Annotated in this window: 16 protein-coding genes; 9 read left to right on the top strand and 7 right to left on the bottom strand. The window is 39.1% G+C overall.

All coding sequences use genetic code 11. The features are described from left to right. Positions 1–279: 279 nt before the first annotated feature. The 5 genes from ACOZIR_RS08710 to ACOZIR_RS08690 all read left to right on the top strand — a co-directional run bounded on the left by ACOZIR_RS08710 (position 280) and on the right by ACOZIR_RS08690 (position 5,033). The gene (locus ACOZIR_RS08710; protein WP_028414427.1) at positions 280–639 is read left to right on the top strand and encodes an ArsR/SmtB family transcription factor; all 360 of its coding nucleotides are present in this window, start codon (positions 280–282) and stop codon (positions 637–639) included. Positions 640–670: 31 nt separating this feature from the next. Next, the gene (locus ACOZIR_RS08705) at positions 671–3,229 is read left to right on the top strand and encodes a heavy metal translocating P-type ATPase (protein WP_340141924.1); all 2,559 of its coding nucleotides are present in this window, start codon (positions 671–673) and stop codon (positions 3,227–3,229) included. A gap of 58 nt (positions 3,230–3,287) precedes the next feature. Next, positions 3,288–3,908 carry a class I SAM-dependent methyltransferase gene (locus tag ACOZIR_RS08700; protein WP_340141923.1) on the top strand — a complete coding sequence of 207 codons (621 nt, stop codon included), beginning with the start codon at positions 3,288–3,290 and terminating at the stop codon, positions 3,906–3,908. An 84-nt stretch (positions 3,909–3,992) separates the two neighbouring features. Further along, entirely contained in the window at positions 3,993–4,499 is a 507-nt protein-coding gene (locus ACOZIR_RS08695; RefSeq protein ID WP_340141922.1) for a PCYCGC motif-containing (lipo)protein, read from the top strand. 216 nt (positions 4,500–4,715) lie between these two features. Then, complete coding sequence (locus tag ACOZIR_RS08690) at positions 4,716–5,033, top strand: DUF3243 domain-containing protein (RefSeq protein WP_013083905.1); 318 nt, start codon at positions 4,716–4,718, stop codon at positions 5,031–5,033. 46 nt (positions 5,034–5,079) lie between these two features. Here ACOZIR_RS08690 and ACOZIR_RS08685 read toward each other — a convergent pair whose 3' ends face one another. The 5 genes from ACOZIR_RS08685 to ACOZIR_RS08665 all read right to left on the bottom strand — a co-directional run bounded on the left by ACOZIR_RS08685 (position 5,080) and on the right by ACOZIR_RS08665 (position 9,916). Next, complete coding sequence (locus ACOZIR_RS08685) at positions 5,080–5,925, bottom strand: N-acetylmuramoyl-L-alanine amidase (RefSeq protein ID WP_310877868.1); 846 nt, start codon at positions 5,923–5,925, stop codon at positions 5,080–5,082. Between the two features lie 353 nt (positions 5,926–6,278). Further along, a complete protein-coding gene (locus ACOZIR_RS08680; protein ID WP_310877869.1) occupies positions 6,279–6,902 on the bottom strand; it encodes a LysE family translocator in 624 nt (207 codons plus the stop codon). 159 nt (positions 6,903–7,061) lie between these two features. Next, complete coding sequence (locus ACOZIR_RS08675) at positions 7,062–7,196, bottom strand: hypothetical protein (protein ID WP_310877870.1); 135 nt, start codon at positions 7,194–7,196, stop codon at positions 7,062–7,064. A 135-nt stretch (positions 7,197–7,331) separates the two neighbouring features. Beyond that, entirely contained in the window at positions 7,332–8,975 is a 1,644-nt protein-coding gene (locus tag ACOZIR_RS08670) for an APC family permease (protein WP_057235153.1), read from the bottom strand. Positions 8,976–9,358: 383 nt separating this feature from the next. After that, on the bottom strand, positions 9,359–9,916 hold the full coding sequence (locus tag ACOZIR_RS08665; RefSeq protein ID WP_028414434.1) for a thioredoxin family protein: 558 nt from the start codon (positions 9,914–9,916) through the stop codon (positions 9,359–9,361). A 351-nt stretch (positions 9,917–10,267) separates the two neighbouring features. Here ACOZIR_RS08665 and ACOZIR_RS08660 point away from each other — a divergent pair, with 351 nt between their 5' ends. The 3 genes from ACOZIR_RS08660 to ACOZIR_RS08650 all read left to right on the top strand — a co-directional run bounded on the left by ACOZIR_RS08660 (position 10,268) and on the right by ACOZIR_RS08650 (position 12,603). After that, entirely contained in the window at positions 10,268–10,399 is a 132-nt protein-coding gene (locus ACOZIR_RS08660) for a hypothetical protein (RefSeq protein ID WP_013057845.1), read from the top strand. A 343-nt stretch (positions 10,400–10,742) separates the two neighbouring features. Further along, on the top strand, positions 10,743–11,876 hold the full coding sequence (locus ACOZIR_RS08655) for a processed acidic surface protein (RefSeq protein ID WP_310877871.1): 1,134 nt from the start codon (positions 10,743–10,745) through the stop codon (positions 11,874–11,876). A 1-nt stretch (position 11,877) separates the two neighbouring features. Then, entirely contained in the window at positions 11,878–12,603 is a 726-nt protein-coding gene (locus ACOZIR_RS08650) for a class D sortase (RefSeq protein ID WP_071273022.1), read from the top strand. A gap of 29 nt (positions 12,604–12,632) precedes the next feature. Here the strand turns inward: ACOZIR_RS08650 and ACOZIR_RS08645 are convergent, their stop codons facing one another. After that, positions 12,633–13,424 (bottom strand): sulfite exporter TauE/SafE family protein, encoded by a 792-nt coding sequence (locus ACOZIR_RS08645; protein WP_045293404.1) that lies wholly within the window; start codon positions 13,422–13,424, stop codon positions 12,633–12,635. 312 nt (positions 13,425–13,736) lie between these two features. Between ACOZIR_RS08645 and ACOZIR_RS08640 the strand changes: the two genes are divergently transcribed. Beyond that, entirely contained in the window at positions 13,737–14,306 is a 570-nt protein-coding gene (locus ACOZIR_RS08640; RefSeq protein ID WP_310877872.1) for a GNAT family N-acetyltransferase, read from the top strand. Between the two features lie 127 nt (positions 14,307–14,433). Here ACOZIR_RS08640 and ACOZIR_RS08635 read toward each other — a convergent pair whose 3' ends face one another. Further along, entirely contained in the window at positions 14,434–14,571 is a 138-nt protein-coding gene (locus tag ACOZIR_RS08635; protein WP_193377160.1) for a hypothetical protein, read from the bottom strand. Positions 14,572–14,671: the final 100 nt, after the last annotated feature.

Below are 14,671 nucleotides of genomic sequence, written 5' to 3'. Positions count from 1 at the left end.
GTATTCGGTTATTTCTCTCATTTTTAAAAGTCATAAAGAGGCTACCTATAAAGGTGGCTTTTTATTTTTGGAGCGCATTCCTAGCATTCTCCTTCCGCCCGCACGATTTAGTGCAGAACACATACACTAATAGGCATACTTTCCATATTTATTTCTCCTATAAGTATGTTTAATTCAAAAATAAAATTCCGAATAATCAATAAATGTTTGAACATTTTTTAAAATTGGCATATATTATAAACAAACAATCATTTGAATGTTTGAATGAAGGAGGAAACTATGCCAAAAGACCGCTGTGATATTTATTGTTTTAACGAAGAAAAAGTGAATCGTATTAAGCCTTCTATCGATGTTGAAGCTGTTCAGGATATTTCTACGATGTTCAAAGCGTTGGGAGATGAAACGCGGCTGAAAATCGTATTGGCCCTTTATAAAGGTGAGGAATTATGTGTATGTGACGTAGCCAACATTGTAGGCTCTACGGTTGCTACTGCTTCTCATCACTTAAGACTGCTGCGAAATATAGGAATTGCCAATTATCGCAAAGAAGGAAAGTTAGCTTTTTATTCTTTAAGGGATGCACATATTAAACAAGTAATTGATATTATGTTTGCTAAAAAAGAAGATGTAACCATTTAAGTTTTTCTTACCGTATAGGGAGTGGGACACAATGAAACACGAAGACAAAAAACATCATCACCATACCGGAAGCTGCTGCAGCGGCCCTTCTTCATCAGAAATTGAGAATAGCTCCTGCTGCTCCTCTTCTTCAGAAGCCGCATCTACTGAAGAACCTTCTTCCTGTAGTACAAAGAGTCACGCACACAGTCACAGCTGCTGTTCAGATACGATTGCGTTAACGACTGATAAAAGCCAGCATTCTTGCTGCGGCGATCACGATATAGCAACCGGCAGTAATATAGAAGAAACGGCTGAATACCGCGTGTATGGAATGGATTGCCCTTCTTGCGCTGCTACGATTGAAAAAAGTTTAAAAACATTAAACGATATTCAACACGTAGCAATCAATTACAATACAGGAAAGCTTCAAGTGGCGGCGGCAAGTGAATCAGCTCTGTCACTCATTCCAAACTCAGTAGAAAGACTGGGCTTTAGTATTGAGCCTATTCAATCAAATAAGAAAATGAAAACGTATTTGATTGAAGGAATGGACTGCGCGGCTTGTGCGAACACGATTGTGAATCATTTAAAAACGGTTCCTGCTGTCAAAGACGTACGCGTTAACTTTTCAACGGGAAAAGCACAAATTGAGCATGATGATGAAGCTGATGACATTATTAAAGAAGTATCTAAAGCTGGCTACACCGCCACTTTAGTGACCAGCAGCAGGCAGCCTGCTGAATCTCGGCATCATAAAGGCAAAAATGGTCCGATTATTTTTTCAGGTATTCTCATCGCACTAGGTTTTATCGGTTCTCATACAGGAATTGCTTCTTATATGACAATTGTACTGTACGCTATTGCCATGATTGTTAGCGGATATAAGCCGGCTAAAAGTGCTTATTACGGAATCAAAAGCCGTTCTTTAGACATGAATGTTTTAATGACCGTTGCGGCACTTGGAGCAGCTGTTATTGGTGAATGGCTTGAAGGCGCTACGGTCGTTTGGCTATTTGCTTTAGGTGTAGCTCTGCAAACAAGGTCAATTGAACAAACAAGAAACTCGATACGAGGTTTGATGGATCTAGCCCCTTCTGAAGCATGGGTAAAGGAAAACGGCCAGCTGATTAAAAAAGCAGCGGAAGATATTTCAATTGGCAGCACGATTGTTGTAAAGCCAGGAGACCGAGTTCCGCTCGATGGTGAAATTATAAACGGCGAATCCAGTATCAACCAAGCTCCTATTACAGGTGAATCTATTCCCGTTGATAAAGTAATTGGCGATGCTGTCTATGCCGGCACGATTAACGAAAGCGGATCTTTAGAAATTAAGGTAACAAAGCTAGTCGAAGATACGACAATTTCTAAAATCATTCATTTAGTGGAAGAAGCGCAGGAGAAAAAAGCGCCGACTCAAGCATTTGTTGATAAATTTGCAACCATTTACACACCTATTGTCTTTATTTTAGCTTTATTCATTATGGTCATCCCTCCCCTGTTTGATGGTGCATGGAGCGAGTGGTTTTACAAGGGGCTTGAATTATTAGTTGTGGCTTGCCCATGTGCCCTAGTCATTTCTACTCCCGTCGCCATTGTATCTGCGATTGGAAACGCGGCGAAAAATGGCGTACTTATTAAAGGCGGGACGTTTTTAGAAAAAGCAGGTGCAATCAATGCGATTGCTTTTGATAAAACAGGAACGCTGACTGAAGGAAAACCAGCCGTTTCAGAAGTTGTTTCCGTTGGTGCTGAAGAAAATCAGCTTTTAGCGGTAACCAAAACGCTAGAAGACTATTCGAATCATCCCATCGCCCGGGCTATCGTGGATTATGCAGCGGAGAAAAAAGTCGTTTCTTTACAAGGATCAAATTTTAAAATTCTTACAGGAAAAGGCGTGCAAGCAACAATTAAAGACACGGTCTATTACGCCGGTAATGCAAAATTATTCTCAGATTTAGGAACGCCTCTATCCCACTGCTGGTCTCATATTGAAAAGCTTCAAAACGAAGGTAAAACGATTATTATGGTCGGAACAGCTAAAAGTGTTCTAGGCATTATTAGCGTAGCTGATACCATCCGACATACAACCGTATCTGCTTTAGAAAGCCTCAAGCAAAACGGAATGCAGCAAATTGTGATGTTAACCGGTGATAACGAAGGAACAGCTAAAATGATTGCTTCTCAGTCTCGGGTAGACCGCTATTTCGCTGATTTGCTGCCTGAAGACAAAGTAAAGGCCATACAGCAGCTTCAACATGAAGGGTATCAAACGGCTATGGTTGGAGATGGAATTAACGATGCCCCTGCCCTTGCTACTGCTGATCTTGGCATTGCAATGGGCGGTGCTGGTACTGATACAGCCATGGAAACAGCTGATATTGTCCTGATGGCAGACAATTTAGAAAAGCTTCCTCATACAATGAAGCTAAGCCGCAAAGCGTTAGCTGTTATCAAACAAAACATTTGGTTTTCTATTATTGTTAAAGTCATTGCCTTAGCCTTTATCTTCCCAGGGTGGCTTACTCTGTGGATTGCCGTCTTAAGCGATACAGGAGCAGCGCTACTTGTTATTTTAAACAGCCTTCGCTTACTCAAAATGAAAAAATAAATGGAATCTATAAGCTTTCCAGCATGCGTTGGAAAGCTTATTTTTTAGGAGGGTTTACGTGAATAACCGCTGGAACCAATTTATTTATAAATGCTGGGCCCCTTTTTATGATGTCTTTTTTAATAACGGGATGTTTTATCGAGCCAGAAAAAAAGTCTTTCAAGATGTCCCCTTTTCGTCTGAGCAGCGCATTTTATTTGTAGGTGTTGGAACGGGTGCCGATTTAGCTTTTATTCCTCATGAAGCAAATGTAACAGCCATCGACTATTCCAGTGAAATGCTTCAAAAAGCAAAAGATAAATACAAAAACCCGTCTATAACTTTCCACCAAATGGACGCTCAGCAGCTAACATTCGACTCTTTTTCGTTTGATGTTGTTGTAGCAAGCTTAATTCTTAGCGTAGTGCCTGATGCAAAGCAAGCTTTAAAAGAAATGACCAGAGTAGTAAAGCCTAAGGGAACGATCCTGATTTTTGATAAATTTGAAACCAAAAAGAAATCAGCGGCTTTTCCTAAAAAAATATTCCGCCTCTTCGTAAAATTACTAGGAACGGATATTGGCCTCTCTTTTGAACCTATGTTTGAAGCAAGCCGGGATCAGCTTATCTTGAAGGAAAATTCAAGCGTCATGTTGAAAGGTATGTACCGGAAAATTATTTTGCAGAAAGTTGATGAATGACTTCAAAGACGAATGATGTCTTTTTAACGTGATGGATGTACATATTATTTTCTATCTTTAATTGAAGAAAGGATGAACATTTTGATGATGAAATCAAAGGTCATACCAGTTGTCCTTGCAGCAGGCATGGTGTCCGGCTGTGGAAACGAAAGTAAAGAAAGTTCAGCTAACAAACAGACAGAAACAACACAACATGAAGAACATCAGCAACATACATTAGGGGATAAACGAGAAGAAACAAAAAATAGTGAAACTCTCCCTTCCTTTCTGAGTGACAAGCCCGAAGATATGCAGCTTATTTATGCAGCCGCTGCTAAGCATCAAACCTTACTAGAAAACATTCCTTGCTACTGCGGATGTGGAGAAGAAGCTAATCATCAAAACAACTACGACTGTTTTATCTTTGAAAACAAAGAAAACGGCGCAGTAACGTGGGATGATCACGGAACAAAATGCGGTGTCTGCTTAGAAATAGCGGCTCAAGCTGTAGTAGACTACAGCAAAGGCAAAAGCATCGAAGACATTCGTCAAGAAATTGATCATAAATATAAGGAAGGCTATGCCAAGCCTACTCCTACGCCCGAGGTATGATGCTTCAGCATAAAAATTAGTAAAAGACTTTGGTCTCTTCATCCAAAGTCTTTTTGTCATTTTATTATTTGTTGGTAAAATCTCGTTTGACCTCCCCTTTTAAGTCCTTATAAAACGCCATCATGTAAAAATAACACATTTGGACGTTTATTTACTGAATGCTCGGGGAATATGCTTTCTAACACCCAAATATAACCATGAGAGGAGAAAAAAACTATGAGTAATTCTGTAGAAACAAATCATTCAGCAAAAGTTGAAGGAGCCATTAATTCTATGAGCGAGGAGAAAAAAGAGGATATTCTTTCTAGCTTCGAAGGATTTAAAAGTTATCTAGGGGACAAGGTCTCAAAAGGTGAAAAGTTAGGGATGAATGAGGAACAGCTTGCTAAAACAGCTCAGAAAGTAGCTGATTATCTCGCTAAGCATGAAGAGCCTCGCAATCGAGAGGAAAACCTGCTTCACGAACTGTGGAAAGTTGGAGACAAAGAACAGCAGCATCACCTTGCCCATATGCTTGTAAGGTTAGTTCAATAATAAAAAAGATGACACGCTGCCGTGTCATCTTTTTTATTTACAGATATTAAACAGCGGGAATGATGATTTGCTGCCCAATTTGCAGGTTTGTAGGATCTACACTGGGATTTGCATCCTGCAGCTGCTGAACAGTCATATTATACTTCTTTGCAATGCTATAGAACGTATCTCCTGCTTGTACAGTATACGTAGTGACAGGAAGAACAATTTGCTGCCCAATTTGCAGTTTGGTAGGATCTACGCCGGGATTTGCATCCTGCAGCTGCTGAACGGTGATATTATACTTCTTTGCAATGCTATAAAACGTATCTCCAGATTGAATGGTATAGAATGTAACTTCATTAGAAGGTAATTTTAAATATGCAGCAATTCCACGCGCGTGTGCTTCTCCCACTTCACGAAGAAACGTTGCGTTTTTTAATTTTTCAGCGTCGGCTGTCGTATCGATAAACAAGTTTTCTGTTAAAACAGCTGGCATATTTGTTTCACGCAGTACAGCGTAATTAGCCGTTTTTAAACCGCGATCTACAATCGTTCCAAATTTGCGCATGGTTGGTAAAATCTCCGTATGCAGCTCTTTTTGTAAAAGAGAAGATTGACTTCCCTCTTGTGATGGATACCGATACGTTTCAAATCCAGTACCTCCACCGGCATTAATGTGCATGGAAACAAATATATCCGCTCCCCACGCATTAGCCCGGTTCGCTCGATCTGATAATGAAACGAACACATCGGTTGAACGAGTTACTTGAACATCTACTAAATAGTTATGCTCTAAATACGCCCGCGCGTGTAATACAAGCTGCAGCGTAATATCTTTTTCACGCAAATTATTTCCTAAAGCGCCTGAATCTGTACCGCCGTGCCCTGCATCTAGCCATACTTTTTTCATGTGAACCTTTCCTTTCAGCCATAATATGAAAGAACTTGGGGTTAACACCGGCTTTGTCCGATGTTTTATCTCTCATTCTATATATATATGTAAGTGGACAAGAAGGGTTCGTCCCTTTAAAGATTGGAGAACAATCACTCAACAAACTGGATTTTACTTGTTTCTCTTTGCTGTTTTTAAAGTACAAAAGAAAGATGAAAGCTATGGTCACCATAACAATAAAAAAATCCGAACGAGTTGGATTCTCCATCAAGAATCTACATTCATCGTTCGGATTTCCCTTCAACTAAACTACTTTTGTCCACGCCTCTTAATAATAAAGATAAAAAGCTGGTTCACCATGGTATCCCCTTCTATTTCTCGCTAAAAGCAATTTTTAGCCCAATAAGCGTAAAAATAGAACCTTGCACGAGATTAAGCCGCTTAGACAGCGCCGGAGATTTTCGCAAAAACTCCCCTACTTTCCCTGCAAATAGACTAATTAACGTAAAGATAATCAGCGCTTGAACTAAAAACACAGCTCCATAAACAAGCATTTGCTGCGTGGCGTGTCCGGTTGAATGATTAACAAACTGAGGTAAAAGAGCAAGAAAAAAAAGCGAAACTTTTGGATTTAGCAGGTTCATAATCACTCCTTTTTTATATAGCACCTTGTACTCAATGGCTTCTTTATTTTCAACAGCGAGAGCGGAATCTTTGGCTGTAAACGTCTTATAAGCCAGATATAATAAATAAGCTGCCCCAGCGTATTTGACAATAGCAAATGCTAAAGCTGATTGATAAATAATAGCCGACAGACCCAACGTTGCCGCTGCTATATGACCAAGCAAGCCCGTGCAAAGACCTAATGAAGTAGAAATTCCTGCATATTTACCGTTTGATATGCTTTGTGCTAAAACAAATAAGTTATCAGGACCAGGCATAACCGTAAGCAAAGTGGCTACACCTAAAAAAGAAGTGATTGATACGATATCCATAAGTCGTTCTCCCCCTGCATGATTTTGCCAACCATTATAGCATTTTTTACTATCTAGTATTCAAAAAAAGAAAATTTATCCACAAAAAAAAGGGTGGGACATAACTAAATCAATCTAATCTAAAGACGAATAAATTGTATACATGAGCTGAGCTGCTTGTTACACCGCTGTTGATTTCCGTGCAAGGCTTCGCTTTCCGCGGGCGGAAGCTGAGCCTCCTCGTCGCTTACGCTCCTGCGGGGTCTCACCTATTCCGCTTTTCCCGCAGGAGTCTTCGCCTTGTCCTCCAATCAACTGCTAGAACCAACTATACACATAAAATCTATATTCAACATAACAACAAAAAAACGAACTACCAATTAAAAAATAATTAATAGTTCGCATTTGACTTCAACTGAAATACTTTTGTCCCAGCCTCATTTTTACTACTTATTTAATTTGTTTTTCTATAACTTGCTCTTTAGCCGAGGCAGTCTGTGCTTCCGCTGCTTTCATTTCATTATTAACATGAATTGCTTCTTTTAAATACTCTGTTTTGTACCCACTTTTAAGTGCCCAAGCATAAAAGAAAAGTGCCACAATTGCAATGAGACCCATATCCCAGCCGTATTTAATAATATTGAGTCCCCCGAATTTTTCACTTCCTATCCAGGAGATTGTCATCATACATAATAAGTAGACAATCATCCAAACGCCAGCTCGGAAGTTTTGACCAAAGCCTTTCCATTTTGATTTTGCTTGATAATAAAAATAAATTGGCAAACCAATTAAAATAATAAATAATACCTGTCCAGTTAACGGCCATCTCGCCCAGTAAAGAGTAAGTGAAGCAAAAATAAAGCCAAGAGGCGCTATTACATTTAACCCTTTTATACGTAAAGGTCTATAAAGATCGGTCCCCGTTTTTCTTAACGTCATAGCTGTGATAGGACCAGTAAGATATGAAATTAACGTAGCTACAGAAATAATTTCGGCTAAAATTCCCCAGCCTCTAAATAAAAATAAAAAGATGAATGAGACAAATAGATTAAAAAACATGGCTTGACGAGGAACGCCGTAAAGCGGATGAACTCGTCCTAGTATATTCGGCAAGTATTTATTTTTTTCCATACCATAAATCATGCGTGACGTGGTAGCTGTATACGTAATACCCGTTCCTGATGGCGATACAAACGCATCGGCATATAAAACAATAACAAGCCAGTTAATATTTAGTGCAATCGCTAAATCGGCAAACGGCGAATTAAAGTTAAGATGACTCCATCCTTTTACTATTTCTGAAGGATTTACTGCTCCAATAAACGCAATTTGAAGCAATACATAGATCACGGTTGCAATCAAAATGGATCCTACCACGGCAATTGGAATAGAGCGTCCCGGATTTTTCGCTTCTCCCGCCATGTTAATAGGGCTTTGAAAACCGTTAAAAGCAAACACAATCCCAGACGTAGCAACAGCTGTCAACACGCTTGCCCATCCATTTGGAGCAACGCCTCCTGCAGAGGAAAAGTTTCCGCCGTGAAATCCTGCAAATAAAAGAGCACCAATTGTAAGCCCTGGAATCACAATTTTAAAAACGGTAATAAGTGAATTAGCTTTCGAAAATAAGCCTACCGTCCAATAATTTAAAAGAAAATAAATGATTAATAGCCCTGTAGCAATAGCCAAGCCTTTTCCAGTAAGAATCCCGTTTTCTACTAAACTCCCTGTCCATTTCGCCCACTCCCACGGCCATGAACTCATGTACTGAACAGAGGCAACCGCTTCAACAGGAATAACCGATACGATGGCAATCCAGTTTGCCCAAGCCGCAATAAAGCCAAGAAATGAGCCGTGCGAGTACTGCGTATACTTAACCATACCTCCTGCTTCTGGAAACATCGATCCTAGTTCACTGTAAGAAAGAGCTATAAATAAAATAACAACCATTCCAATAATCCAAGAAGCAATTGCTGCAGGGCCTGCAATTTGAGCAGCTCTCCATGCCCCAAACAGCCATCCTGATCCAATAATAGATCCAAGGCCGACCATCATGAGAGAAAACGTTCCCATTTTTCTATGTAAGTTATTCATGTATCTAACACCTTTCTTCTATATATTCTGAGAAGTGAGTTATTAAGCGCTTTCATTAAATTTAAAAAATAAAATTCATTTTGATCTCTAAAAATGCTACTTAAAAGTACTAACCAAAAGCTTTTACATTCATTCACCCGTCCCCCTTCTTCATTTATTATTTGCTATTATATCATCATCAAGTTAAAAAAGTACGCGTTTTGAATAAAAAATATTTTTATTTTTAGAATTTTGTGCGTTTTACCAATTGAAAGTGCGCGTTTTGAACACTAACATTTATAAAAACAGCCTTTTCATTAAAGTGATATACAAACGATTTTGCTGCAATAACAAGAAAAAAAGCAGGGTAAAATGAAGCGCTCATTTTACCCTGCTTTTTTAAATTATTTTACAACAGCTAACACTGTTTCTTTGAAGCTGTTATAAACATACGACCAAAGAGCCGGTTCTTCTTTATATCTTGTTCGTAACGCAGAAAAGACTTCTTTTTGCTTTTCTTCAAACGAAGGATCTTCTTTTGAAGGAAGTTCGGCGCGAAGCTCATCCACGATTTGCTGAACTTCAGGAGCACGAGGACCCCATTTACCTAGTAAATTTCCTTCATTATTAAAAATTAAAATAATCGGAATAGCACGGCCGCCGTTTGTTAAGTGACGATCAATTAATTCGGTGTCCGCATCGCGCAGTGCAACACGAACATCGATACCGGCAGCTTCAGCTACTTTACGAATGATTGGGTTAATCATCATCGCATCTCCGCACCAATCTTCAGTAATCGCTAAGAAGTGAAGCTTGTGAGCTTTTAATTTGTCAGCCAGTCCATCTTTAGGAAGCTGAAATTGTTCATAAACAGCTAAACTTTCCTCTTTTAATGTACTCATGTCGTTCATATATGTTTGAATTGATTTTCCTTCTTCAAAATACTGCTGTTCTGTTTTCATCAAGATCCCTCTTTCTTTTTTGTATACGAATAGATGAGATATCCAATCTCGTTTTCGTCTTTTCTATACGCACTACTAGTATAGCTTTTAAGCACCATGAATCAAAATATAAAAGTCTGCGTGCTCATTTTGATCATGTTTTTTTATTCTTCGACGGAATTCATAAAACTTCAATTTAAAAACAGCACATTGAGATGTTATAAAAAAAGAGAATGGGGTACATGTACACTATCAATGTAACAAATTTTAAATCTTTGTGAATATTTGAGAATGTTTATTGTGTAACCGTCGTCTTTTTATTATGATAATGATATGTTAGCTACTTGACTATATATGGAGGATGAGGCAAATATGAATCAATCCCCGCATGAAAAGCGAAAAAAACGCAAACAGTTTGTAGAACGTTTAAGACTAAAAGGAATTAAAATAGAGCTGACAAAACCGCGCTCTCACTTTTCTTCACTATCCTTACTAAAATCATAACTCGTAGCCACCTTTTTCTAAAGCGGAACGGTATCGAATTTCAACTATCTATGCTAATGCTTACATATCATTTCAAAAAGAACAGCTTCTAAGTGCTGTTCTTTTTTGATGTTTTTTTATATTTCTGTCTCTGTCAAAAAAGTATAAACCTTTTTCTTTATTTTCCCCTTCTTTCTATCCAGGGCTTTCCGCTCCCTTTCATACGATATTCTCAATATATATAGTTCTATAAATACCTTAAATTACCACTATATTCAAGGTATATATAATATAAGTATATATTGTAAATTTATAACTCTTACTATATAATCTTGTAGAAAACGTAAAAAAAAGGAGAAAATTGATGAAAAAACTGGGGACAATTTTATTATCATTTCTGCTGTTTGTTGGCGTATTTCCAACGTCTTCATTCGCAGCCGCGTCAACATTTGACGCAGATTTCAACAAGTATTTAAAATCGGTAAGCCAAACGCGAGGCTTTGAAGTAACCAAAGACGACGTTGAATATTCACTTTCACTGTATGACGATAGTCTTGAAAACTACGATACAATCGCAGATTTAGAAGATTTTTTAGGTGAACCGATTGCAGCTGACTTACATAACGTGCAAGATTTGTATGCAGATTTTGACTTAGACAAAACAAGCTTAAATGCGTTATTAAAAGAGAACGGCCAAAGCTTAGACGATTATGTGTACCTAGATGATTTATACGATGATGTCGGCTTCTATCTAGAAGGCGATGACTGGTATGAAGATGATGAGTCGTATGACGAAGAAGACACTTCTTACGATGATGAATTAAGCGAAGAAGATTTAAGCGGCTTACTATCATTTATGCAGTCTGAATTAGGCTTAACTTCAGAAGAGTTAAATCGAATTGAAGCACATTTTACATCGTTAGAAGATGAGCTTTCAAATGAAGCAACGCTTAACCGCTTAGATCAATTAGGCGAGCGCTTAGCGGCATTCGAAGATTTTGATACAGCAACAGAATTATCTGCTGATCAAATCGCTGAACTAATGTCTATTTATAAAGAAATGCTATCAATCTTCCATTTAGACGCTAAATTTTCACTTGTACAAGGCGGAAATGAAAAACCGCTTTCTCTTACTGATTTAATCAACTTAGAAGAATTAAAAAATGCAAGTCTAAAAATTTCTCTTTATACGACAGACAATAAATTTTTAGCAGACATGGTGATCACAGGCGATATGTTCAATTCTGATATCATCACAGATACAGGAAAAGAAGTAGAAAAATCTGCTGAAGCTGTAGCAAAACCAGCTCAAGCGCAAAAACCAGCAGTAGAAAAGAAACAAGAACCGGTGAAGCAACAAACGAACGGCGCTGTACAAAAAACCGTTAAAGGCGGAAAACTTCCGGAAACGGCTTCTAATTATGTAACCAATACATTAATTGGATTAGTGCTTGTAGCAGCTGGCTTTGTTCTTTTCCGCAAAGTGAGACGCGCATAAAATGGAACCAAGAAAAACAAGAAGAACAATCAATCGTAAAAAGCGGTTGATTGTTCTTTCCCTTTTAGCCGCTGTCATTTGCTTTGGTCTTTGGTTTACGACCACAAACGCCTATAAATTTGCAAGAGGCTATTTGGCATTTAAAACAATGGATACAGAAGAACCAGCCGCAGCTTCAGTTTCTAAAAGCAAGGACTCATCAACAGCAGACTCTTCTGCTGAAGCTTCTTCTGTTGAACCAAAAAAAGCGGTACACTCTCGTCTTGCTAGCTCAGAAAAAAAGCCGAAAGTGTCAAATGTGTCTTATCCGAAACAGCCAAAAATCGGTGATTTAATGGGAGAACTATATATTCCTAAATTAAACGCTAAGCTGCCAATTTATCACGGTACGAACGAAGATGAATTAGAAAAAGGCGTCGGTCATTTTGCGGGAAGCGTGCTGCCTGGTCAAAACGACAACTCTGTTCTATCAGGACATCGCGATACGGTTTTTCGTAAGCTTGGCGACGTGGGTGAAGGTGATTCGCTTGTGGTAAGTACGGCAGCAGGCACCTTCACATACAAAGTAAACAAAGTACGAATTGTTGATGCGGATGACCGGACCGTTATTGTGCCGAAGCCTAGAGCCACTTTAACCGTCAGCACATGTTATCCATTTAACTACGTTGGTTCAGCACCTGAACGCTATATTTTAGTCGCTCACCTTGTTTCATCAACAACAAAATAAAAAAGCTGCCCTTAAAAAGGCAGCTTTTTTTAATGAATAGATTTCATTAGTAAATCAAACCATATTTTCAGCGAAGTCGCCGTAATAACGACCGCTAAGATAACTTGCAGCGACGCTACCTTCGTCTTTTGCCCGACAAAAGCGCCGATTGGAGCTGCTAGTAAGCTTGCTCCAATAATCATAAGCGCCGGAAGCAAAAGGACTTGATGGGTCATTACTTTACCGAAGGTTGTTCCCATAGACGAAACAAAGGTCACGGCTAATGAGCTTGCAATCGTTACGCGCACAGGAATTTTTAACACGGTAATCATAATAGGAACAAGTAAAAATGCGCCTCCTGCTCCGACAATCCCACCGCAAATTCCAACTAAAAACGCCAGAGCTGCTGCCAAAGGTTTTGAAAACGTCACTTCGAATGAATCGGCCGCTGGATTATTTTTTTTGGGCATAAACATTAATCCTGCAGCAATTGTTGCCATCACGCCGTAAATGAAATTGATCATTCCTTCTGAAAACGAGTTTGATAGCGTTGAACCAATGAGACTGCCAACTAAGACGCTGATACCCATATATAAAATTAACGGTTTATTCAAATAGCCGCCCTTTTTGTAAGCAAGAGCTCCTGAAACGGAGGCAAACAGCGACTGTACGGCTCCTATACCAGCTACTTCGTGCGCGCTGAATATTCCCACTCCTACAAGAGGCGGAACAAATAGCAATAGCGGGTACAAAACAACTGATCCTCCAATTCCAAGCATACCTGCTAAAAATGACCCGAAAAACCCGAGTGCAAATACCGTTATTAATAGTTGTACATCCATGTTTTTACCACCTGCTTTTATCAATCCAATATCATGTTTGTTATGAAGTATGTATAAATACAACGGCTTTTCTCTTCTTCCATTGTATCACTGTATACGCTTCTTTTCTGTAAAAATATTGATAAAAGTGCTTTCAATTATTAATTTTTTTAATCATTAAAATCCTATCGACTTTATGCGTTATTTGCTTTTAGCTCAAACTTCCTCGTTCTCCTCTCTGCTACTTGTGGTAGAATAAAGAAAAACTAGATGTTAGAACTGCCTACACGCTACGCTTATCTCAGCAGGCCCATCATCACAGGAGGCTTTCGTATGTTTGAATACAAAATTGATGACGAAGTTAGTTTGCATTTAATTGAATCAACTGACGCTTTCCCATTGCTTTCTCTTATTAACGAGTCAAGACCTTACCTAAAAGAATGGCTCCCATGGGTAGATAGCATGCAAAGCATTGCTGACTACGACGAACTCATCCCTGAATGGAGAGCTCAATACTATAATAATCAAGGCTTCCAGGCCATCATTCGCTACTACGGAGAAATCGCAGGAATGATTGGCTTTCACAGTATTAATTGGGGAAACAAAAGTACAAGTCTCGGCTATTGGATTGGACATGATTTCCAAGGAAAAGGTATTATGACAAGAGCCGTACACGGATGCCTGAATTATGCATTTAACACGTTAAACCTTCATCGAGTTGAAATACGCTGCGGCGTTAATAATGAAAAAAGCAAAGCTATCCCTACGCGTCTAGGCTTTACAGAAGAAGGCATTTGCCGAGAAGGTGAATATCTATATGACCACTACCACGACCTTGTGATTTATGGCATGTTAAAACACGAGTGGAAGCAAGCTCCTTACGCTCCGTGGCTTCTTTCTTAAAAAGCAGGATCATTTGGACAAGCTATCGTTTGAACAGGCTATATTGGAAAAATTAAAAAGAGGTTGAAGACATAACGAAATGAATCCAGCCTAAAGGCGAACAAATGAGATACATGAACTGAACCGCTTACGACACCGCAGTTGATTTCCGTGCAAGGCTTCGCTTTCCGCGGGCGGCCGCTGAGCCTCCTCGTCGCTTGCGCTTCTGCGGGGTCTCACCTGTTCCGCTTTTCCCGCAGGAGTCTTCACCTTGCCCTCCAATCACCTGCTAGAAGGAAGAAGACAGATGAAACTATATTCACGATAACAAAAAAAACGAACGGTTGATCACATGCTGATCAATCGTTCGTTTTTCACTTGGGTTA

Source organism: Priestia sp. D3YE.R1 (assembly GCF_049199565.1).
GTDB lineage: Bacteria > Bacillota > Bacilli > Bacillales > Bacillaceae_H > Priestia > Priestia aryabhattai.
Note: the sequence above shows the minus strand (reverse complement) of the source record. Positions and strands in the feature narration are given on the sequence as shown.

Coding starts and splice junctions, on each gene's coding strand:
- ACOZIR_RS08710 (WP_028414427.1), top strand. CDS start 280: ATGCCAAAAGACCGCTGTGATATTTATTGTTTTAACGAAGAAAAAGTG.
- ACOZIR_RS08705 (WP_340141924.1), top strand. CDS start 671: ATGAAACACGAAGACAAAAAACATCATCACCATACCGGAAGCTGCTGC.
- ACOZIR_RS08695 (WP_340141922.1), top strand. CDS start 3,993: ATGATGAAATCAAAGGTCATACCAGTTGTCCTTGCAGCAGGCATGGTG.
- ACOZIR_RS08690 (WP_013083905.1), top strand. CDS start 4,716: ATGAGTAATTCTGTAGAAACAAATCATTCAGCAAAAGTTGAAGGAGCC.
- ACOZIR_RS08685 (WP_310877868.1), bottom strand. CDS start 5,925: ATGAAAAAAGTATGGCTAGATGCAGGGCACGGCGGTACAGATTCAGGC.
- ACOZIR_RS08680 (WP_310877869.1), bottom strand. CDS start 6,902: ATGGATATCGTATCAATCACTTCTTTTTTAGGTGTAGCCACTTTGCTT.
- ACOZIR_RS08670 (WP_057235153.1), bottom strand. CDS start 8,975: ATGAATAACTTACATAGAAAAATGGGAACGTTTTCTCTCATGATGGTC.
- ACOZIR_RS08665 (WP_028414434.1), bottom strand. CDS start 9,916: ATGAAAACAGAACAGCAGTATTTTGAAGAAGGAAAATCAATTCAAACA.
- ACOZIR_RS08660 (WP_013057845.1), top strand. CDS start 10,268: ATGAATCAATCCCCGCATGAAAAGCGAAAAAAACGCAAACAGTTTGTA.
- ACOZIR_RS08655 (WP_310877871.1), top strand. CDS start 10,743: ATGAAAAAACTGGGGACAATTTTATTATCATTTCTGCTGTTTGTTGGC.
- ACOZIR_RS08650 (WP_071273022.1), top strand. CDS start 11,878: ATGGAACCAAGAAAAACAAGAAGAACAATCAATCGTAAAAAGCGGTTG.
- ACOZIR_RS08645 (WP_045293404.1), bottom strand. CDS start 13,424: ATGGATGTACAACTATTAATAACGGTATTTGCACTCGGGTTTTTCGGG.
- ACOZIR_RS08640 (WP_310877872.1), top strand. CDS start 13,737: ATGTTTGAATACAAAATTGATGACGAAGTTAGTTTGCATTTAATTGAA.